This window comes from Corynebacterium sp. c7Ub_26, assembly GCF_053760365.1.
The window spans coordinates 61,756-81,874 of sequence record NZ_JBSNBL010000006.1 but is presented as its reverse complement, the minus strand read 5'-3'; the positions used below and the strand labels follow the sequence as shown (position 1 = coordinate 81,874).

Below are 20,119 nucleotides of genomic sequence, written 5' to 3'. Positions count from 1 at the left end.
ACCATCGTGAAAGCCACACGACGCGCCATTACATGAACTCCTCACGCTGTGGTGCAATGCCACTCCGTACACTGTGTTGCATGCGTGCGATTGCTTGGGACATGGATGGAACCCTCGTCGATACTGAACCGCGGTGGGGGATAGCCACCTACGAGATGGCCACGTTGATGGGAGTAGACCTCACGCCCGAACAACGAGCGGTCACCGTCGGCGGAACTGCGGAACACACCATTTCAACGTGCCTGGAATTCGCTGGACAGACCCCGAATCCGGCGCTCATTGACACCTGGAAAACGTGGTTTTTTGCGCGAATGGGCGAGATTCTTTCCGAGGGATTCGACTTTCGGCCCGGTTTTCCCACGCTCTTACACGATATTCACGCCGCGGGTATTCCCCAGGCACTAGTCACCAACACGGCCCGCGCATTGGTCGACCACTGTTTACCCGTTATCGGCGATGAGTTTTTCTCCACGTCAGTAGCCGGCGACGAAGTTCCTCGCGGAAAGCCCTATCCCGACGGATACGCGCGGGCATGCGACCTGATGGACGTCAATCCTGACGAGGTCCTCGTCGTAGAAGACTCACCCACAGGAATGTCTGCAGCTCGTGCGGCAGGATGCCGTGTCCTCGGTGTTCCGGTGGAGCCTGGTTTAGAGCTGCCCGAGGGGATAAAAACTCTCCACGAACTACGCGGAGTGACCAGTTTTGCTCCCCACGATGGGCATCCGTGGAGGATTGACGATTTCCGCGAACTATGGAACGAACTCTAGATGTGCGTACGCCACGACGAACATATGAAAGAATGACGACTGTGAAGAATTTTGATGAGCTTTTCGCTGAGATCACCGACCGCGCACAACAGCGCCCCAAAGACTCAGGAACTGTTGAAGCCCTGGACAAGGGCCTCCACTTCCTTGGAAAGAAAGTTGTCGAGGAAGCCGGCGAAGTGTGGTTAGCCGCTGAATATCAGTCAGACGAGGAACTGTCCGAGGAAATCAGCCAATTGCTCTACTGGCTACAGGTTGTCGCTGTTAAACGTGGTCTGTCCTTGGACGATATTTACCGGTATCTGTAGTCCTTCTACGTACAGCTATTCACCAACCACAGCGACTCCGGTTCGCCCCATTGTCCACCTTTTCTTTCTTGCCTTCAGGAGTTTTATTCCATGCTTCGCGTCGCCGTTCCCAACAAGGGTTCTCTGTCTCAGACTGCTACCCACATTTTGGAGGAGGCGGGCTACAGGATGCGCCGAGACTCCAAAGACCTCACGTCATGGGACGAACAAAATGACGTGGAGTTTTTCTTCCTCCGCCCCAAAGATATCGCCATCTACGTCGCTAAAGGCCACCTTGACCTAGGAATAACCGGCCGCGACTTAGCTGCAGATTCTGCCGCGAATGGAGTGGATGAACTCCTCGCTCTCGGTTTCGGTGCGTCGACCTTCCGCTATGCGGCTCCCGAGAATGAGGAATGGAATCTCAATAAGATTGAAGGAAAGCGCATCGCGACGAGTTACCCGCATCTCGTCAGTGCTGATCTTGCGAAGCGGGGCATCCAGGCCAGCGTGATTCGGTTGGATGGGGCAGTCGAGATTTCTATTCGCCTCGGGGTAGCTGACATCATCGCCGATGTTGTCTCGACGGGACGGACGTTGCGTCAACAGGGGCTGTCGCCGTTCGGGGACGTGATTTGCACGTCCGAGGCCATCATTGTCGGCCGGCACAATCAACCAGTCACCGATGAACACCGGATCCTGTTGCGACGGATTGAGGGCATTCTGCACGCGAAGAATTACCTCATGATTGATTACAACTGCCCAAAGTCACTTCTGGCTGAGGCTACCAAGCTCACACCTGGCTTATCTGCGCCCACAGTTTCACCACTTGCCGACGACGACTGGGTCGCTGTCCGCGCGATGGCTCCGCGCAAAGACGCTAACCAACTGATGGACCGTTTATCGGCATTGGGGGCTGAAGCAATTTTGGCAACGGATATTCGTATTGCCCGCCTTACTCGGTGACAACGCGCCCAGATGCACAGCGCGGGGATACTAGCTCCGCGCGTCGTCAGGCCAACCCGGATAGGGCAGCTCCGTTCCACCTTTGGCGGGACAAAGAGACTGAAAAGAGCACCAATCGCACAGTTTGGATTCTTTAGGCAGAAACCGGCCAGTCTTGCCGTCGCGGGTGATTTTCGACCACAGGTCCCCAACGTCCCGCTCGAGGTACTCCAACTCGACCTGGGAGGGGGCCAGGTACATAGAATCCATCACCTTGAGGTACATGAGGCGGAGTTGCGTCGGGATGATATTGAATAAACGCCAGTACACAAGCGCATAAAACCGCATTTGGAATACTGCCTGCTGGCTAAAACGCGGTATAGGTTTCTTGCCAGTTTTGTAATCGACGACGCGAATTTCTCCCGTCGGAGCGACGTCAACACGATCAATAAACCCTCGCACGGGAACTCCATTAGGAAGCGTGGTGTCCACCAACATTTCGCACTCGTCAGCGTCGAAGTTTTCGGGGTTTTCCATGGCGAAGTACCCCTTCAAGAGAGACCGGCATTCCACCAAGAAGGGAAGGAGCTTGTCATCGGGCACAAGCTCCCGTAGTTCCGGATCTTTCTCAACCATGTGTGCCCACTGCGGTTTGAGCATTTTGGTGGCTTTGGGGTACGTGCGCTCTGGACGCGGCTGACCGTACATATTCTCTAGCACGGCGTGCACTAAAGTCCCCTTGACCTGCGCAATCGTCTTCGGCTCAGGAAGCCGATCAATGGCGCGATACCGGTACAGCAGAGGGCACTGCCGGTAATCTCCTGCCCGGGAAGGGGATAAAGCCATACGACGTCGAGCACTCATGATCCATGACCCTAGCGCATCACCGTCGTTACCCATGCACCCCGTAGACTATCCGTGAGCTACCGTGAGACTACTCACGCACAACCGTCGTTTCTCTTCGTGAAGGAGCTTGCTCAATGGCCTATACGGGTGTCTTTCGCCCCGGAGATCGCGTTCAACTTACCGACGCGAAGCGTCGTCATTTCACCATTGAGCTGGCCGAGGGGGAGAAATTCTTCACGCACATGGGGGCCATTGCTCATGACGACATCATCGGTAAGGACGAAGGAACGGTGGTTGTTTCTACCGAAGGTGGCCAATATCTATGTTTCCGGCACCTGATGGTGGACTATGTTCTGTCCATGCCTCGTGGAGCACAAGTTATTTATCCCAAAGACGCTGCTCAAATAGTGATTGAGGGGGACATCTTCCCCGGTGCCAGAGTCCTTGAAGCAGGTGCTGGTTCGGGAGCGCTCACCTTGCCCCTTCTTCGCGCTGTCGGGGAGCACGGGACGGTGTTCTCCTATGAAATTCGCGACGATCACCTGAAGTATGCGTTGTCGAATGTCTCCGAATTCATGGGGTCGGCGCCGGATAATTGGCAGCCTCGGCTCGGCGATCTTCGCGACGTGACCGTCGATGACCTCGACGGCCCCGTCGATCGGATCATTCTGGACATGTTGGAGCCGTGGAAGTGCTTGGAAACGTGCCAGAATCTGCTTCTACCGGGTGGGGTGTTGATGGCTTATGTAGCGACGGTGCCCCAATTGATGAAGGTCATGGAGGGGATCCGGGCACGCGGATGTTTTACGGAACCTCGTGCATGGGAATCGTTGGTTCGCGAATGGAAGGTCGATGGGCTGGCGACCCGCCCTGAACATCGCATGAATGCGCACACGGCATTCTTGGTATGGGCGCGTCGTCTGGCTGATGGCACTGTTCCTCCCAAGCCCAAGCGTCGCCCCCAAAACTAGTTATCTCAGAGGTACTTATCTCGGGAAATAACACGCAATGAGGGTGTATAACGAGGTCATCAATCCAGGTGAGCCTGGGCTTAGCATTCGTCCTCAAGGAGGTTAGAACCGACACCGGTATGGAGCTCGATCGTCTTTGTAGACTGGTAGTTATGACGAGAGCTTCACAACAAACCTCATCCCACAGCACGACATCGAGCGCCGCGCGAAAGGACAACAATAACGACGCGACCCCGTCGCTAAAAGAACTACAATTAGCCAATCGGACTTTAGGTACACGCAACGCCAAACTTGTCGAGATGCTGAAGGCATCACGCGACAAATTAGACGCCCTTAATGAACAAATCCGGGCATTGTCCGATCCGCCGAGTACGTACGGCACTCTCCTCGAACTTAACCCCGGTGGGCACTCCGCCGAAGTATTTACATCTAATCGACGGATGCGTTTAGTGGTTGCTCCCGGGGTGGACACCTCGCAGTTAACGCCCGGCGCGCTTGTTCGGCTCGGGGAGGGGCAGGAAGTCGTCGAGCATTGTGGTTTCAGCGATTTCGGCGATATCGCTGTAGTTAAGGAGTTTCTCCCCGGCGGCTCGAGGGTCGTCGTCGCCGATACGATGGGCGATTTGCGCGTCCTCAAGATTGCCGCACCGCTCTACGAGTTGTGGTCGCAAAAGAACGTCGGCGCGGGGGATCAAGTGCTCGTTGATTATCGGGCGGGCTACGCCTTCGAATCCATTCCGAAGGCCGACGTCGAAAATCTTATTTTGGAAGAGATCCCCGAGGTGTCTTATGAGGACATTGGGGGTCTGCATAACCAGATTGAGATGATTCATGACGCTGTTGAGCTGCCCTTCACTCATCCTGACTTGTATCGCAAGTTTGATCTTCAGCCGCCGAAGGGTGTTTTGCTTTATGGCCCGCCTGGCTGCGGGAAGACGTTGATTGCCAAGGCTGTGGCCCATTCGTTAGCGGAAAAAATGGGAAGTGGAGGAGAAAGTTACTTCCTGAATATTAAGGGCCCGGAGCTGCTCAATAAGTTTGTGGGCGAAACGGAGCGGCAGATTCGGCAGATTTTCGACCGTGCTCGATCGATCGCTGAGGACGGGCGGCCGGTCATCGTGTTCTTCGATGAAATGGATGCGATCTTTAGGACTCGTGGCTCGGGTATTTCCTCCGACCTGGAAAATACCGTTGTTCCACAGCTTTTGTCTGAAATCGATGGGGTCGAGGACCTGCGCAATGTCATTGTCATTGGTGCCTCCAACCGTGAGGAAATGATCGATCCGGCTATTCTTCGGCCGGGTCGGTTGGATGTGAAGATCCGCGTTGAGCGTCCCGATGAAAAATCGGCGCGGGAAATCGCAGAGCTGTATCTTGTGGATACGCTTCCGCTGGATCCGGACCTGGTTGAGGAAACAGGAGACCGGCATACTGCTGTGGCTGCGCTGATCGATGAGCTCAGTAGTCGAATGTATGCGCAGCACTCGGATAATGAATTTGTTGAGCTCACTTTCGTGGATGGTAGCCGCGAGGTGCTTTATTACCGTGACTTCGCCTCTGGTGCGATGATTGCCAATATCGTCGACCGTGCAAAGAAGAACGCGCTGAAACGAGCGTTAGCGTCGGGGCAGCCTGATCATCATGGTGTCTCGCTCGAGGATGTCAGAACGGCAGTTGACCAGGAGTTCGCTGAAAATGATGATCTCCCCAACACCGCCAATCCCGACGAATGGGCACGGATCTCTGGACGGACAGGCCAGCGTGTCACAGAGGTAACGGTGGCGCACCATAACCGGAAGGCCACAACCGAGACAGAGGCGACCGAACCAGCAGGTACCGATTCGGGCAAAGGACATACCGATGCTTCATAACCAACCCAGAGTGATAGGGACAGAAACCGAATTCGGGATTTCGTGTCCCGAGAACCCCGCAGTCAGCCCTATTTTGACATCGACGGCCGCTGTCATGTCGTATGCCGACGCGCTGGGGCTCGGCGCTCGGCGGACGCGCTGGGATTATGAGCCTGAATCGCCTCTTCGCGACGCGCGCGGATTCGATCTTCGTCGATACGCTATGAACCACGCGCCCGTGTTGGAACCCAATGCCATGGGAGCGGCCAATATTATCCTTCGCAATGGCGCACGGTTCTATGTGGATCACGCGCACCCGGAGTATTCATCTCCCGAAGTCACAGACGCATTATCGGCGATGATCTGGGATAAAGCCGGAGAGATCATTATGCACCGGGCGGCGCGCGCTGCGACGCAGGCCGGAATCGGTCAAGATCAGGAGCATTGGGATCTCAAGATCTACAAGAACAATGTGGACGGCAAGGGTGCCTCATACGGAACCCATGAGAACTACCTGTATCGCCGCGACACCAATATGGCCACGATTGAACAAGGACTGATCCCTTTCTTTGTGACACGCCAGATTATGACTGGTTCTGGTCGCGTCGGTATCGGGCAGCAGGGGGATACTGCCGGATTCCAAATTTCGCAGCGTGCTGACTACATCGAAACCAAGGTATCGCTCGAGACCACGCTGAACCGGGGCATCATCAATACCCGCGACGAGCCGCACTCCAATGCCGACGAATGGAAACGCCTCCACGTCATCATTGGGGACGCGAACCTGTCCGAGTATTCACAGTTCCTCAAGGTTGGCACCACGTCACTTGTTCTCGACGCCATCGAGGCCGGTGTTGATTTCTCTGGCCTCGCCCTCGAATCACCCGTCGACGATGTCTATCGCGTCTCACGCGACCTCACGTGTACGGCGACCCTGCGGGGGGAGGACCGTAAAACTGAGCGCACGGCCATCGGTATTCAGCGTATCTACCGCGATCGGGTGATGGATGCCGCTGATCGCGGGGTTATCAGCCTGAGCGACATCGAAAAGAAAGTGATAGAGGTGTGGGACGAGATCCTTGATGACTTGGAGTCCGACCCCATGTCGACGGCTGATCGTCTCGATTGGACAGCGAAATATGCGCTGTTGGATGGTTTTCGACAGCGCGGGACAGGGGCGTGGGACGATCCCCGTCTGGCGCTCATTGATTTGCAATACAGCGATTGTGACCCCGAGAAGGGGCTCTATTACGCCCTGGTACGACGGGGGAAGATTCGAACACTCGTTGACCCCGACGATGTGACGGCAGCGATCGACACGCCGCCCACCGATACACGGGCCTGGCTCAGAGGACGATTGGTGGATCGTTTTTCCAGTGAGGTCATCGCGGCGAACTGGGATAATCTCATCGTCACGCCAGCTCACCCGCAACGGATCGATCTGAGTTCACCGACGGCCGCCAACGCCACCGCAACCTACGACATCACCGAAAGCGCTAAGAACATCGATGATGTGACGCGTTATCTCACGTCGTCGGGTGTTTGTGACGTCACGCCGCTGCCAAGTCCATAACCTGTACGTCATAGACAGTTATGGACCACTCATACGCGATAAGGTTATAACGGGCACTGAGATCGTCAGATTACAATGGATCACACATAGTGATAACACTCAAGAAGGCTTTTAAGCATGGAAAAATCATCGCAGATTCACGGCTCCAAGCCCGGCGACGACAACGCCGATGAACCCGAGAACGCCGCCGGCCAGTCACAGATTAGGGGACAAGGTGCCGACGACCTTCTTGACGAAATCGACGGATTACTGGAATCGAACGCAGAAGAATTCGTTCGTTCCTACGTTCAAAAGGGTGGACAGTGAGCGCTGACAAAGCCGTTTTCACCCGCCGAATCATGGGAATCGAAACCGAATTCGGGATTACCTGTACCCATGACGGAGCACAAGCAGTCGCTCCGGACGACATTGCGCGTCAACTTTTTCGGCCGATCGTCGACCGCTTCCGTAGCTCCAACATTTACACGCTCAACGGCGGCCGCCTATATCTCGACGTCGGTTCGCACCCGGAGTACGCCACTCCGGAATGTGACAGCCTCAATCAACTGCTCATCTATGACCGAGCTGGCGAAGTGACGCTGAACCGGCTCGCTGACCAGGCAGAACACGCCCTCGCCGACCAACACATTGAGGGCACTGTCCATCTAATGAAGAACAACACCGATTCGCTCGGGAATTCATACGGGTGTCACGAGAATTATCTTGTGGGTCGGGCGATCCTTCTGAAGAAACTGGGCCAAGAGTTCATCCCGTTCCTCATTACCCGACAATTAATCTGCGGCGCCGGGCACATTGCGCGCCCTCATTCGCGGTTTTCCGACGGGGATACCACCCCTGTTTATCAGCTGAGCCAGCGCGCTGACCACGTGTGGGAAGGGGTGTCGTCGGCGACAACCCGTTCACGCCCCATCATCAATACCCGCGATGAGCCTCACGCTGATTCCGAAATGTACCGACGTCTCCATGTCATCGTCGGGGATTCGTCCATGTCGGAGACAACTGCTGCTCTCAAAATCGGGTCAGCGCTCCTCGTCCTCGAAATGCTTGAAGCTGGTTACTCTTTCGACGAGTGGGAAATAGCTAACCCATCAAAAACTATTCGCGATATCAGCCGTGATCTCACCGGACGGGCGGAGTTTCCGCTCCGATCGGGGCAGATGAGCTGCGCTCTTGAGATCCAGCAGGCTTTCGCGAACAAAGCTCAGCAGTGGCTGGACGAGCGCCCCGAGGAGCAGCACGGTACACCCAATGCCGACATGCAGCGCGTCGTCGACTTGTGGAAGAAAGTGCTCACGGCCATTGATTCTGGGGACACCTCGTCGATCGCAGCAGATATTGACTGGGTGATCAAGAAGAACATTATCGACCGATATCAAGACAAGTTCGGCTGGGACCTTACCCATCCGAAACTGCAACAGATCGACTACGCGTATCACGATATTCGGCCTGGTAAGGGCATTTTCCGAACTCTTGAGGAGCGTGGCCGTGTCTCACGGTGGCTGGACCGTGCGGATTCACCTATCACCGATGCGGCCGATACACCGCCGCAGACCACACGAGCGAAAATGCGAGGAGATTTTCTCCGTGTCGCCCAGGAGAACGATGCCGACGTGTCTGTCGATTGGACACGGCTGAAAATCAACCGCCCAGAACCCCACGACATTGCGCTCCTCGACCCCTTTGCCGCGCACGATTCGCGGGCCGATGGCATGATCAGTTCGATTCTTGACCAATAACGTACGAGGCGATTAGCCATGACTCCACCGAGTGACCGCTCTCAGACCAGCTCGACGTCGCGACGCAACCAAGCCACCTACGAGCGGCTCATCAACCTTGTGCTCGCACTCAAGGATTCCTCCCGGCCTCTCAACGGTAAGTGGCTTATCGAGCATGTCAGCGGTTATGAAGATGGATCACCGGAGTCGCGCAGGCGGAAGCTCAACCGCGACATTGCCCAACTCCGTGATCTTGGGTTCGATATCGACGCCAACGATGACGGTTATCTGATGGACTTCACCCAAACTGTCGACGTCCACTTCACCCAAGACGAGATGGGAGTCATCGCCCTCGCCAGCCAATTCGCCCTGTCTGGAGATCTGGCCGCATTGGGGCGACGAGCATGGGTCAAACTTTCGGCGGCCGGATCACTGGGAACAGTAGCTCCGATACATGGCGTACCGGACAGTACCGACCTCACAGGGCCCGATTTTTCCACGTTGTTGCGGGCCATCACAGAGTCAACCGTCGTCCAGTTCCTGTACTATCCGTCGATCGAAGACGAGCCTTCGCTACGCGCCGTTGAGCCCTGGGCGCTTGTACCTGAGAGTGGGCGGTGGTACCTCGCATGCTTTGACCGTGACCGCGAGAAGCCACGTAGCTTCCGGCTCGCTCGAATTAACTCCATTCAGGAAACCGACACACCGGCTACTCACATTGATCAGCGGGCAGCTATTGCTCCTAGTGAGCTCGTCCGGTCACAGCTTCACCGTGATGGCGGTGGTCAATCTACGCACGCTGTGATTAGCGTGTCGCCAGCGGATAGCGGGCGGATTATTGAGCTCTTGCGCTCGCACAACCTTCATGCGGAGAAACGTACTGACACGCGCTGGGTTATTGCTGATGATGATGCGGGGCAGTTGCGGTCGTGTGCACTCGCGGAGGTTCCGGAGATCGTCATCGAGGAGCCTGGGGATTACCGAGTCACCATCGCGAATCAATTGAAATCTCTGATCACGGGGATAAAAAGCTCCGCAGAGTGGACTCTGCCGTCGAGTGTGCCCGCGCTCGAGGAGACCGACCATTCTGTTGACGCGCCAGCTGCGGTGAGTATTTCGGATCAGCACCACACGGAACTATTACGTCTCCTCACGATTGTTCCTTATCTTCGGCAGCATCCCGGGGTCACTCTCTTTGAGGCAGCGCATGACCTGGCGATGTCGCCGACACAGTTGAAAAACGATATCACCACACTCACGTTCTGCGGTCTTCCTGGATTATCCGGCGGGGACTTGATCGACATCGACGCCGATCCCCGGCACATTTCGTTGTGGGCGGATCAAGGCCTGACCGCGCCGGTGGGACTCACGATGGAAGAGGCCAGCGCGATCCTCATGGCGTTGGAGACTATTGACTCTATTCCGGGGATTGCCGACGCCGACGTCATTCATCACACCGAAGACAAGCTAAGAACGATGGCCGGCAATCATGCCGACGCCATTGCCCGCGCAACACAAGGCGGCGGAAATTCGCTGGTCAACGACCTTGCCGACGCTGTAAACACGCGCACAACCATCGCCATCACATACGCCGATTCCCTCGGCGATGCGGGGGCAACACCACGTCTCGTCGATCCGCTCTCGATTATGGTCGTCGATGGAGTGAGCTATCTCCGAGGACTATCCCTGACTGGCGCGCACGACCACGCAGACGCAGGAGACAACCAGTCCACGGGCGAGGCCCAGGCTCAGGCACAGGCTCAAGGAAACAGGATCCGACACTTCCGAATCGACCGAATCCAATCACTGGAGCAACGGGAACCGTCGACACTGAGTACTAAAAAACGAGACCGATTACGCTCCACCCTTAATCCGCTTGACCCCTTCGGTTTTGGGGAAAGCTCGCATTGGGCTCGAGTGTGGGTCGCACCTGAAGCGCGATGGGTTGTCGACTATGAACATGTATGGCCTGTGTCCGAATTCAAAGGCGGCCTTATTATCGACGTCCCCGGGCGTCCCGAGTGGATTCACAGCTTCATACTCAGGCACGGAGGATCGATCATTCCTCTTGAGCCCACGAACTTGCGCAATTCCGTCAGAGACCGTGCAGAAGACGGATTACTCCGGTATCGTTAGGCACCGTCCAGTCGCGCCCGCGCATCGACGAAGCTGCGGGGGTGGCTTCTGCGTTACTCGCCGACACGTCGTAAGGTGTACACCATGGCTAACCTAGGGTTTCCAGAACTCGTTCTCATCGCAGTTGTCATACTCGTCCTCTTTGGATGGAAGAAGCTTCCTGACGCCGCGCGTTCAGTTGGTCGTTCCATGCGCATCTTCAAATCTGAAGTCTCGGAAATGAAGAACGATGGCGCAGAGGCAGAAAAGACCTCGGCCGCAGCGACCAAGACTGATGAGATCACCTCAGCATCGTCAACCGATACGCCTCAGCCAACGGTGACGGTGGAATCTAAGGACGATAAGAAGCATCCCGCCTAAAGGCACACAACAGTATTGTCATAACACTGTCACGTTTGTGTTCTCTGTAGCTGTTTTCTACAGCTGTTCCCACTAGCTGGAGCATGACAGAAGCTTGTTCTCCTCAGAGTGACCGCCACCGCGGGTTGCATTCGCCATACAAAAAGAGTGGCCGTCGTGCTCATAACGACGGAATCAATGCATCTCGGCGCGAACACTTGTGTTAAGAAGCACGGGAGAACAGCCGCTCGTGACTCAATCAACGTCGGTAAGCAAGGGTGGACGCGTGTCTCGCAAAGCCAAGAAGAATCCAGATGGAACCATGTCCATCGTCGACCACTTGCGCGAACTCCGTACACGGCTATTGCGGGCTCTCGCGGCCATTGCCGTCACCACAATTATCGGGTTTATCTGGTACGAACACGGAATCCCGGCCTGGGCCATCGGGCCCCTCCACGTGCCACGGCTCCCTAGTCTCGGCGAGATTCTCAAAGAGCCGTACTGTTCGTTACCCCCGTCGGCCCGGGCAACGTTTTCTGCGGATAACGAGTGCCGTCTTCTCGCCACAAGTCCTTTCGAAATGTTCATGCTTCGTATGAAGATGGGCGGATTGGCAGGACTTGTCATGGCGTGCCCTATCTGGCTTATCGAAATATGGCGGTTTATCACCCCGGGACTTTTGAAAAACGAGCGACGCTGGACGCTATCCGTCGGAACCATCGCTGGGTTCCTTTTCGTCTTGGGCGTTGTTGCTGCCTACCTCGTCCTTCCGATGGGCTTAGACGTTCTGCTTCATTTAGGCGATAGCACCCAGATTTCCGCCCTGACCGGTGAAAAGTACTTCAACTTCGTTATCGCACTGGTTCTGGTTTTCGGCTTGAGTTTCGAAGTACCACTCTTTACTGCCATGCTTAACCTTGCTGGGGTTGTGCATTATGAGCAGCTCAAGGACAAGCGGCGAATCATGATTGTCGTGATCTTCATCTTCGCTGCCATTGCCACACCAGGGCAGGATCCGATCTCCATGCTGGTCCTCGCCCTCACGCTGGTTGTTCTGATGGAGCTAGCCCTCCAATTCACTCGAATCCATGATCGCCGCGCTGCCCGCCACGTGTCCGAGTGGGAGGGACTGAGTGACGACGAAGCCTCCCCGCTCAAGGTTGCTCCATCATCGATCCCCGCAGCAGAGTCAATTTACGACGGGGACCACAAAGGTATCGCCGGCGGGGGAGATGCCCACCCCGCGGGAGGATCAGAGCCCATACCGCAGCCCTCGCCCGTGACAGCTCCAACGGATACCCCGTCGACTAGTAAGCCGCCCACACCGACGCCGAGCCCTACACCGTCTGACGTCTCTCCGGCCTCAAGCTCACACCACGCTCCACCAGCAGCAGTGCTCCGTCGGGGTCCGCGCTCATGGAACGATTCCACTGGAGAAAGCGACGGTAAGCCCGGCCAGGACACAATCCAATCCAGCAGTTTCGACGACGTTCTCTAACCGCTACGTTGTGCACACGAAAACCGTGAACGCACAGCGACCACACAAAAAACCTCATAACCGACACCACAGTTAAGAACTGACCACCGACAAGGAGAAGCGTGACCGAAGCGTCAGCCGAGGACCTTCCTATTTTCCACCGCTTTGCCCACCAGCACGATTTCCCGTTCGACCAATTCCAAATTGACGGATGCCAGGCCATCGAACGCGGCCGCGGAGTACTCGTCAGCGCACCAACAGGCTCCGGAAAAACAATCGTCGGGGAATTTGCCGTATTTCTCGCACTAGAAACAGGCAAACGCTGCTTTTACACGACACCCATCAAGGCTCTGTCGAACCAGAAATACAACGATCTCCGCGCCACCTACGGTGATGACCGAGTGGGCCTCATGACCGGGGACGTCTCCATCAATCGGGATGCCGACGTCATCGTTATGACCACTGAGGTTCTGCGCAACATGATCTACGCCGACGCAGACTCCTTAGATAACCTCTCCCACGTCGTGATGGATGAGGTTCACTACCTTGCCGACCCAGAGCGCGGCCCAGTATGGGAAGAAATCATCCTCAACCTTGACGAGTCGGTATCCATCGTCGCCCTCTCCGCCACGGTGTCCAATATCGAACAATTCGGTGAGTGGATAAAGATGACCCGCGGCGACACCGACATCATCGTCTGGGAACACCGCCCCGTCCCACTTCACCAATACATGCTCGTAGGAAACTCCATAATCCCGCTATTCTCACGGGACAATGACGACGCTACGCAGGAACTATCAGCCCCGATCAACCCAGAATTAGTCTCACGATGCGCGGCAGCGGAACGCCGGAGTAACGGCCGACGTAAACGCCCACACCGGCCAGCCGTAATCGGGCAGCTGCAGGCAGCATCCATGCTCCCCGCGATCATCTTCATCTTCTCCCGAGCCGGCTGCGAAGGAGCGCTAGCCCAGTGCTACACAGCACGTGTACAACTCACCACGCGCGACGAAGCACGCGAAATTCTCTCCATTATCGACGCCGACACCGCTGACATCCCTCAAGAAGACTTGGACCTCATGGGATTCCGCCGATGGCGCACCAACCTCTCGCGGGGAATTGCAGCGCACCACGCCGGAATGCTGCCCGCCTTCAGACACATCGTCGAAAAACTATTCGTGCGCGGTCTGCTCAAAGTCGTCTTCGCCACAGAAACACTGGCACTAGGGATCAACATGCCGGCCCGCACCGTCGTCCTAGAATCACTCGTCAAATTCAACGGCGAAGCCCACGTTGATCTCACTCCTGCCCAATACACCCAGCTCACCGGCCGCGCCGGACGTCGCGGTATCGACGTTTTGGGAAACGCCGTGGTGCTCTGGCAGCCGTCGATGGATCCAGAGGCTGTCGCCGGGTTGGCGTCGACACGAACTTACCCGCTGATTTCGACGTTCCGCCCCGGCTACAACATGTCCGTCAATCTGCTCAATACGCTGGGGGTTGAGAAATCACATCGCCTGCTAGAGCGATCATTTGCCCAGTTCTTGGCGAATGAGGACGTGGTTGCTCGTGCTCATGAGCGACGCGCTCATCAGCGTCACGCGGATTCTCAGCATGATGAGCTGCTGGAGCTCCTCGGGCACCGATCCGAAAATAAACTGGCAGAATACGTCGCTATTCGTAAAAAGCTCTCCCACGAAGAGAAGAAAACTCAGGCGGAGAACCGAAAAGAGCGGTTTAAGGAAATCTCTCGTTGTCTCGGTTCACTCACCGTGGGTGACGTGATCGCGCTGCCCGAGGGGCGCAACCCCGCATTGGCTGTGTGCGTTAGAGCTGCTGGGGCAGGCAAGGGGTCTAAGGAGAAGCACCGTCATGATTCGTCGCGACGCTACCGCGGCCGCCGTCGACACCATGCCCGTGAAAACCCAGATATGGATGGTCAGGATCCACGGCCGATGGTGATCACGGAAGATGGGCGAGTGGGTCAACTTCATGCAGATGAACTAGGCAATGTCCCCATGACGGTGGGGCGGATGCGTCTTCCTCGAGATGTGTCTCGCCATCCCAAGCGAGCACGCTCACTTGTCCGCTCTGAGTTCCGTCGACAATCTTTTCATCGGCCTCGGTCTCTGAAGCCCAAAGCCCGCGTGAGAAAGAACGCCACGATCAAGTCTTTGCGGAAAGAGCTGCGCGCCCACCCAGTGCACAAGTGGGAGAATCGGGAAGAACTCGTGCGCGCCTATGCCCGTTTAGCACACACGCGGGAGAAAATAGCAGATCAATCGGACACACGGTCGGGGTCGCGTACCTCGGGAAGGGTGCTCGATGCGGATACGCTGGTCTCTACGTTCGATAGGATGATCGCGCTGCTGCGTGAGATGGACTATGTGGATCCGCCCATCGACGACGAACCCGGCACGGCGACCTCCAGCGACACGACCAAGGAAGATGCCGATGACACCCCTGACTTGTCGTTAACTGAAGAAGGCCTACGTCTGGCACGTATTCACAACCAGTCCGATCTGCTCATTGCCCAATGCTTGCGACGGAAGATTTGGGATGACTTGGACCCCGCTGAGCTCGCAGGGGTGGTGAGCACCTGTATCTTCGAGAACCGCAAGTCGGTTCCGGGAGACGTTGAGGTCCCGACGCAGCCATTAGCCACGGCGATAGAGAACACTGAGCGTCTCTGGGAGGAGATTGTGACAGATGAAGAGCGTCATCATCTCCCCATGACCCGGCCTATTGAAACCGAGCTGGCCACAGCAATGCATCAGTGGACGGCCGGCGTGCCTTTGGCGTATTGTGTTCAAGCCGCCGCAGCGAATGGCACGTCTTTAACACCTGGCGATTTCGTCCGGTCATGTCGGCAAGTTATCGACGTCCTCAATCAAATTAAAACAGCAGGCTATTCCAACGATATACGCGCACATGCTCGGCAAGCGGTGGAGGCCATGCGTCGAGGCGTCGTTGCCATGGGGAGCTAAGCGCGATCACCAAAATGCCTAGTAGTGTCTTAGATATGACTCAATCGACTTCGCAAACGACAAACGACGTTTCCTCAGGCGACCATTCATCGAGCGACGTGGCTGGTTCTCCAGCAGCGCAGTCGGGCACGGGCAGCGAGCACGATCGTGACGCGGCCTTCGCCAGCCGCCTTGAGCGCGCCCGTCGGTTGGTGAAGGACAACCAGCTGGAGGGCCTCGTTTTCGGCTCAGGCGTCGAGCTGGAGTATTTCATCGGGACGCCCTTGCTTTCCCATGAGCGCCTAACCGCTCTGGTCATTACGCGAGACCGTGCCGTTCTGGTAGCTCCCGCCGTTGAGCGCGGAGAAATTGAGGACAGCTACGTTCCCCGGTCTGAGGTCACCGTCGACTATTGGGTCGATGGACAAGATCCTCATGACCTGGTTATTAATGTGCTGACATCGAGCAGACCCAAGACTGACGAAGGGGAGACACCGTCGGGGACAGTGGGTGTCGGCTCGACGATGACCGCTGATCATCTTCTCCCTCTACAGGATCGCGGCTATCGCTGGATACTGGCCGGACCCGTGCTTCGCGAATTGTTGATGAGGAAAGACGCCTACGAGATTGAGCAGCTCACCGCCGCGGGCCAGGCCATCGACCGAGTTCACGCAGCAGTTCCGGGCCTGCTCCGCGACGGTCGCACTGAGCGTGATGTCGCTCGCGATATCGAAAAACTCATCCTCAAAGAACACCAAGCCGTCGACTTCATCATCGTCGGATCAGGGCCGAACGGTGCGAATCCACACCACGACTACTCCGACCGCATCATTTCCGCAGGCGACGTCGTGGTCATCGATATCGGCGGAACGCTCAACGGCTATCACTCGGACTGCACACGCACATATGTTGTGGGCGAGCCGACCGAGAAGCAACAAGAAATCTACGATGTCCTCCAACAGGCGCAGAAGGAGGCCGTGTCAGCAGCGAAGCCCGGTGTATCCGCTGCACAGATCGATGCCATCGCCAGGAATGTCATCGCCGAGGCGGGATATGGCGACAACTTCATTCACCGGACCGGCCACGGTATAGGCCTGTCCACCCACGAGGAACCGTTTATCGTGACCGGCAATGAATTGCTCCTAGAACCCGGAATGGCGTTTTCAGTGGAGCCAGGGATTTACCTCGAAGGCGAGTGGGGCGCCCGCATCGAGGATATTCTGATCATTACCGACGACGGTGCCACGTCAGTCAATAACCAAACCCATGACCTCGTCCGGACTGAAAAATAGTGAGCGCACTGTCATGACAAGCTCACCTCTACGGGCGGTAGACACCCCGCCACACGACGGCGACGATTCAGATTCGCCCCTATCCGGCACCAACCCGCACCGGCGTAACCCATTATTGGGGCACGACGGCAGTGGGTGGATCATCGTCGTCGGCATTGGGGCCGATGGGATGGACGGCATAGGCGAGCGCGCCCACCGGGCCATCACGAGCGCTGATGTGGTGGTCGGATCCTGGCGGCAGCTTCAACTCGTTCCGGATAGTTGTCAGGCAACGAAGAAGCCGTGGCCGTCACCGCTGGTTCCGCACATTGCGGAATTGTTCGACTCCCTCGCGGATCGTCGCGTTGTGGTCCTGGCCAGCGGGGACCCGATGTTTTTCGGCATCGGTACGACGCTGGCGCGGATTCTCGAGCCCGATGCGTTCACTGTGATCCCGGCAGCATCGTCGGCAAGTTTGGCATGTGCGCGTTTAGGGTGGGGGCTTAACACAACACCAGTCGTGAGCCTCTTGACCAAGCCCGTAGAGATACTCGGCCCACTGTGCGACGACGGAATCCCTTTCCTCGTCTTGTGCCGCGATAGCCATTCACCGTCGGATATCTGCGACTATCTGTGCTCGCGTGGGCTGGGTGACGCGCGGGTTGATCTGCTGTCAGATTTGGGGTCGTCGCATGAGGCCCATGCGGTCTCTACGGCGCGTCTGCCTGAGGCACTCGATGCCCAGTCGAACTTGTGCATTGTGGCAGTCACGCCCACGGAAGTTGGGCTCAGTCGTGCACCGGGTAGACCGGATGAGACCTACGCGAATGATGGGCAATTGACTAAGTCCGACATTCGCGCGCTGACCTTGGCTGCCCTAGCGCCGCATCCGGGAGAGATTCTTTGGGATATCGGTGGGGGATCGGGCTCAGTCAGCGTCGAATGGTGCCGGCTCGCGCGGGATGCAGAGTCGTATGTGATTGAGCATGTCCATGAGAGAGCTGCACGGATTACGACAAACTCGCTGGGCTACCCGGTCACTGTCGTGCACGGGAAGGCGCCCGAAGCTCTTGACGATTTGCCGTCCCCCGATGCGGTGTTCATCGGCGGGGGACTGACGCACCCCGGTGTCGTCGACCGTGCTTGGGAGGCGTTGCGCCCTGGTGGGCGGTTCGTCGCCAACGCTGTCACGGTGGAGTCGGAGCAGATGGTGCTCCAGCTTCAGGAAAAGCGGGGTGGCTCGTTAACGCGCTTTGAGGTTTCTCATCATTCAGCCTTGGGGTCGTTCCATGCGTGGCGGCCCGCTCTTCCGATTATTCGTTTCGTAACAACAAAACCGGTGGTGTAGGACGCGGCGGTGCTTCCGCTGGCGAATCACTACTGGTTGAAAAGGTGTGTTCTCATGACTGTTTATTTCATTGGTGCCGGGCCCGGCGCGGCTGACCTGCTCACCCTGCGAGCGGACGCGTTGATCCGGCGTTGCGAGGTGTGCCTCTACGCTGGGTCGATTGTCCCGCCTGAGGTTCTGGAGCATTGCCCCGATGGTGCCGATGTTATTAACACTGCCCGGATGCCTCTGGATGCCATCGTAGAGACCATCGCGAAGGCCGATAGTGAGGGCAAGGACGTTGCTCGGTTGCAATCGGGAGATCCTTCGCTCTGGTCTGCTCTGGCCGAACAGGCGCGGCGCCTCGCGGAGCGGAATATTGACTATGAAATCGTTCCGGGTGTCCCGGCTTTTTCTGCCGCGGCCGCGTCATTAGGCCATGAGCTGACGGTTCCCACCATTGGGCAATCGGTGATCTTGACGAGGATCTCGGGGCGTGCATCATCCATGCCGGAGGGGGAGTCGTTGCCGGAATTGGGCTCGCATGGTGCGACTTTGTGCATTCATCTGGCGGCACACGACGCCCAGCGCATCAGTGATGAACTCACCCCATCGTATGGTGCCGACTGCCCGGTGGCTGTTGTTGCGTTCGCGTCTCGTCCGAATGAGCGTGTTCTTCGCACGACGCTCGGCAAACTTCCTGACGATATTGCCGCGAAAGGTATCACGTGGACCGCGGTCATTATCGTGGGACAGACGTTGGCCGCAGATGAGTTCCCCGATAGCTTCCTTTATTCTGACGATCGACCCCGCGATGCCCACGGACGTACCATCCCCTGTAGCCACGACTAAACCGGCACCGAGCCGTCGGAGTAGATTCCGGCTCAATGACTGTTAAGGACACTTCTTCACCTATGCGCGCTCTCATACTTGGTGGAACCGCTGAAGCTCGAGAACTCGCTACTCTTTTAGTCAATAAAGGGTGGCATATCACGACGTCGCTAGCTGGGCGAGTGAAACATCCACGACTTCCCGCTGGGGAGGTCCGTATCGGTGGTTTCGGCGGGCCATCCGGTCTGGCACGGTGGATACTCGACGAAAAAGTTGACGTTATTGTCGACGCCACGCACCCCTTCGCCGAGCGCATTAGTACCTCCGCATATGAGGCAGCTCGTGCGACGCACGTTCCCTTGTTGGCGCTCCATCGCCCCGCCTGGGAGGAGCAGCCGGGGGATCGGTGGATTCACGTTTCCACCATGCGTGAGGCAGCGCTGAAGGCTCAGCGTTTCGCTCATGTTTTCCTGACGATCGGCCGGCAGCAGCTCGCTCCTTTTTCCGACGACCCGGATAACCTCTACGTCATCCGCAGCGTCGAACGACCGTCGGCGCCATTGCCGGCCCGCCACCGCATTATTCTTGACCGCGGCCCCTTCAGCCTCTCTTCGGAGAAGAAGACGCTCATTGACAACCAAATCGATGTTGTCGTCACCAAGAACTCCGGGGGATCGACATATCCCAAGCTTGAGACTGCACGGAGCCTTAATATTCCGGTCATTATCGTTGATCGGCCACCATTGCCGGCCTCATGGGTGGTGACTTCAGCGGATGAAGCCGTCGAAGCGCTCAGTCATCTTTGATGCCCCTGGGTG

17 protein-coding genes are annotated in these 20,119 nt (G+C 57.0%); 16 read left to right on the top strand and 1 reads right to left on the bottom strand.

Going from position 1 to position 20,119, the window contains the following annotated elements; all coding sequences use genetic code 11:
- The first annotated feature begins 80 nt into the window (after positions 1–80).
- The 3 genes from ACWORE_RS09955 (at position 81) to hisG (ending at position 2,020) form a co-directional block, all read left to right on the top strand.
- Positions 81–770, top strand: coding sequence for an HAD family hydrolase (locus ACWORE_RS09955; protein ID WP_296139601.1), 690 nt, complete (start codon positions 81–83; stop codon positions 768–770).
- Between the two features lie 41 nt (positions 771–811).
- A complete protein-coding gene (locus ACWORE_RS09950; protein WP_296139598.1) occupies positions 812–1,075 on the top strand; it encodes a phosphoribosyl-ATP diphosphatase in 264 nt (87 codons plus the stop codon).
- A gap of 90 nt (positions 1,076–1,165) precedes the next feature.
- Positions 1,166–2,020: an ATP phosphoribosyltransferase gene (gene hisG / locus ACWORE_RS09945; protein WP_455303696.1), complete on the top strand. Its 855-nt coding sequence runs from the start codon at positions 1,166–1,168 to the stop codon at positions 2,018–2,020.
- Between the two features lie 30 nt (positions 2,021–2,050).
- On the opposite strand, the gene ACWORE_RS09940 is transcribed toward hisG, so the two are convergent.
- Positions 2,051–2,863 carry a RecB family exonuclease gene (locus ACWORE_RS09940; protein WP_455303695.1) on the bottom strand — a complete coding sequence of 271 codons (813 nt, stop codon included), beginning with the start codon at positions 2,861–2,863 and terminating at the stop codon, positions 2,051–2,053.
- Positions 2,864–2,979: 116 nt separating this feature from the next.
- On the opposite strand from ACWORE_RS09940, the gene ACWORE_RS09935 reads away from it, so the two are divergent.
- The 13 genes from ACWORE_RS09935 (at position 2,980) to ACWORE_RS09875 (ending at position 20,107) form a co-directional block, all read left to right on the top strand.
- The gene (locus ACWORE_RS09935) at positions 2,980–3,816 is read left to right on the top strand and encodes a tRNA (adenine-N1)-methyltransferase (RefSeq protein WP_455303694.1); all 837 of its coding nucleotides are present in this window, start codon (positions 2,980–2,982) and stop codon (positions 3,814–3,816) included.
- A gap of 152 nt (positions 3,817–3,968) precedes the next feature.
- Positions 3,969–5,687, top strand: a complete 1,719-nt coding sequence (gene arc / locus ACWORE_RS09930; RefSeq protein WP_455303693.1) for a proteasome ATPase — start codon at positions 3,969–3,971, stop codon at positions 5,685–5,687.
- Complete coding sequence (dop, locus tag ACWORE_RS09925) at positions 5,677–7,239, top strand: depupylase/deamidase Dop (RefSeq protein ID WP_455303692.1); 1,563 nt, start codon at positions 5,677–5,679, stop codon at positions 7,237–7,239. Before arc ends, dop begins: the two co-directional genes overlap by 11 nt.
- A gap of 117 nt (positions 7,240–7,356) precedes the next feature.
- Positions 7,357–7,545, top strand: coding sequence for a ubiquitin-like protein Pup (locus tag ACWORE_RS09920; RefSeq protein ID WP_046202329.1), 189 nt, complete (start codon positions 7,357–7,359; stop codon positions 7,543–7,545).
- On the top strand, positions 7,542–8,975 hold the full coding sequence (gene pafA, locus ACWORE_RS09915; RefSeq protein ID WP_455303691.1) for a Pup--protein ligase: 1,434 nt from the start codon (positions 7,542–7,544) through the stop codon (positions 8,973–8,975). The genes ACWORE_RS09920 and pafA overlap by 4 nt, the downstream gene beginning before the upstream one ends.
- An 18-nt stretch (positions 8,976–8,993) precedes the next feature.
- A complete protein-coding gene (locus ACWORE_RS09910) occupies positions 8,994–11,090 on the top strand; it encodes a WYL domain-containing protein (RefSeq protein ID WP_455303690.1) in 2,097 nt (698 codons plus the stop codon).
- An 84-nt stretch (positions 11,091–11,174) separates the two neighbouring features.
- Entirely contained in the window at positions 11,175–11,450 is a 276-nt protein-coding gene (gene tatA, locus ACWORE_RS09905; RefSeq protein ID WP_296139569.1) for a Sec-independent protein translocase subunit TatA, read from the top strand.
- 229 nt (positions 11,451–11,679) lie between these two features.
- On the top strand, positions 11,680–12,927 hold the full coding sequence (gene tatC, locus ACWORE_RS09900) for a twin-arginine translocase subunit TatC (protein ID WP_455303688.1): 1,248 nt from the start codon (positions 11,680–11,682) through the stop codon (positions 12,925–12,927).
- Positions 12,928–13,028: 101 nt separating this feature from the next.
- Complete coding sequence (locus tag ACWORE_RS09895; protein ID WP_455303687.1) at positions 13,029–15,893, top strand: DEAD/DEAH box helicase; 2,865 nt, start codon at positions 13,029–13,031, stop codon at positions 15,891–15,893.
- Between the two features lie 35 nt (positions 15,894–15,928).
- On the top strand, positions 15,929–17,164 hold the full coding sequence (locus ACWORE_RS09890) for a M24 family metallopeptidase (RefSeq protein ID WP_455303686.1): 1,236 nt from the start codon (positions 15,929–15,931) through the stop codon (positions 17,162–17,164).
- Positions 17,139–18,491 carry a precorrin-6y C5,15-methyltransferase (decarboxylating) subunit CbiE gene (cbiE, locus tag ACWORE_RS09885; protein WP_455303685.1) on the top strand — a complete coding sequence of 451 codons (1,353 nt, stop codon included), beginning with the start codon at positions 17,139–17,141 and terminating at the stop codon, positions 18,489–18,491. The genes ACWORE_RS09890 and cbiE overlap by 26 nt, the downstream gene beginning before the upstream one ends.
- Positions 18,492–18,545: 54 nt before the next feature.
- Complete coding sequence (gene cobM, locus ACWORE_RS09880; protein WP_455303684.1) at positions 18,546–19,322, top strand: precorrin-4 C(11)-methyltransferase; 777 nt, start codon at positions 18,546–18,548, stop codon at positions 19,320–19,322.
- A 62-nt stretch (positions 19,323–19,384) separates the two neighbouring features.
- On the top strand, positions 19,385–20,107 hold the full coding sequence (locus ACWORE_RS09875; RefSeq protein WP_296139553.1) for a cobalt-precorrin-6A reductase: 723 nt from the start codon (positions 19,385–19,387) through the stop codon (positions 20,105–20,107).
- Positions 20,108–20,119: the final 12 nt, after the last annotated feature.

Coding starts and splice junctions, on each gene's coding strand:
- ACWORE_RS09910 (WP_455303690.1), top strand. CDS start 8,994: ATGACTCCACCGAGTGACCGCTCTCAGACCAGCTCGACGTCGCGACGC.
- cobM (WP_455303684.1), top strand. CDS start 18,546: ATGACTGTTTATTTCATTGGTGCCGGGCCCGGCGCGGCTGACCTGCTC.
- ACWORE_RS09875 (WP_296139553.1), top strand. CDS start 19,385: ATGCGCGCTCTCATACTTGGTGGAACCGCTGAAGCTCGAGAACTCGCT.
- ACWORE_RS09940 (WP_455303695.1), bottom strand. CDS start 2,863: ATGAGTGCTCGACGTCGTATGGCTTTATCCCCTTCCCGGGCAGGAGAT.
- ACWORE_RS09955 (WP_296139601.1), top strand. CDS start 81: ATGCGTGCGATTGCTTGGGACATGGATGGAACCCTCGTCGATACTGAA.
- arc (WP_455303693.1), top strand. CDS start 3,969: ATGACGAGAGCTTCACAACAAACCTCATCCCACAGCACGACATCGAGC.
- hisG (WP_455303696.1), top strand. CDS start 1,166: ATGCTTCGCGTCGCCGTTCCCAACAAGGGTTCTCTGTCTCAGACTGCT.
- tatA (WP_296139569.1), top strand. CDS start 11,175: ATGGCTAACCTAGGGTTTCCAGAACTCGTTCTCATCGCAGTTGTCATA.
- ACWORE_RS09890 (WP_455303686.1), top strand. CDS start 15,929: ATGACTCAATCGACTTCGCAAACGACAAACGACGTTTCCTCAGGCGAC.
- ACWORE_RS09935 (WP_455303694.1), top strand. CDS start 2,980: ATGGCCTATACGGGTGTCTTTCGCCCCGGAGATCGCGTTCAACTTACC.
- ACWORE_RS09920 (WP_046202329.1), top strand. CDS start 7,357: ATGGAAAAATCATCGCAGATTCACGGCTCCAAGCCCGGCGACGACAAC.
- cbiE (WP_455303685.1), top strand. CDS start 17,139: ATGACCTCGTCCGGACTGAAAAATAGTGAGCGCACTGTCATGACAAGC.
- dop (WP_455303692.1), top strand. CDS start 5,677: ATGCTTCATAACCAACCCAGAGTGATAGGGACAGAAACCGAATTCGGG.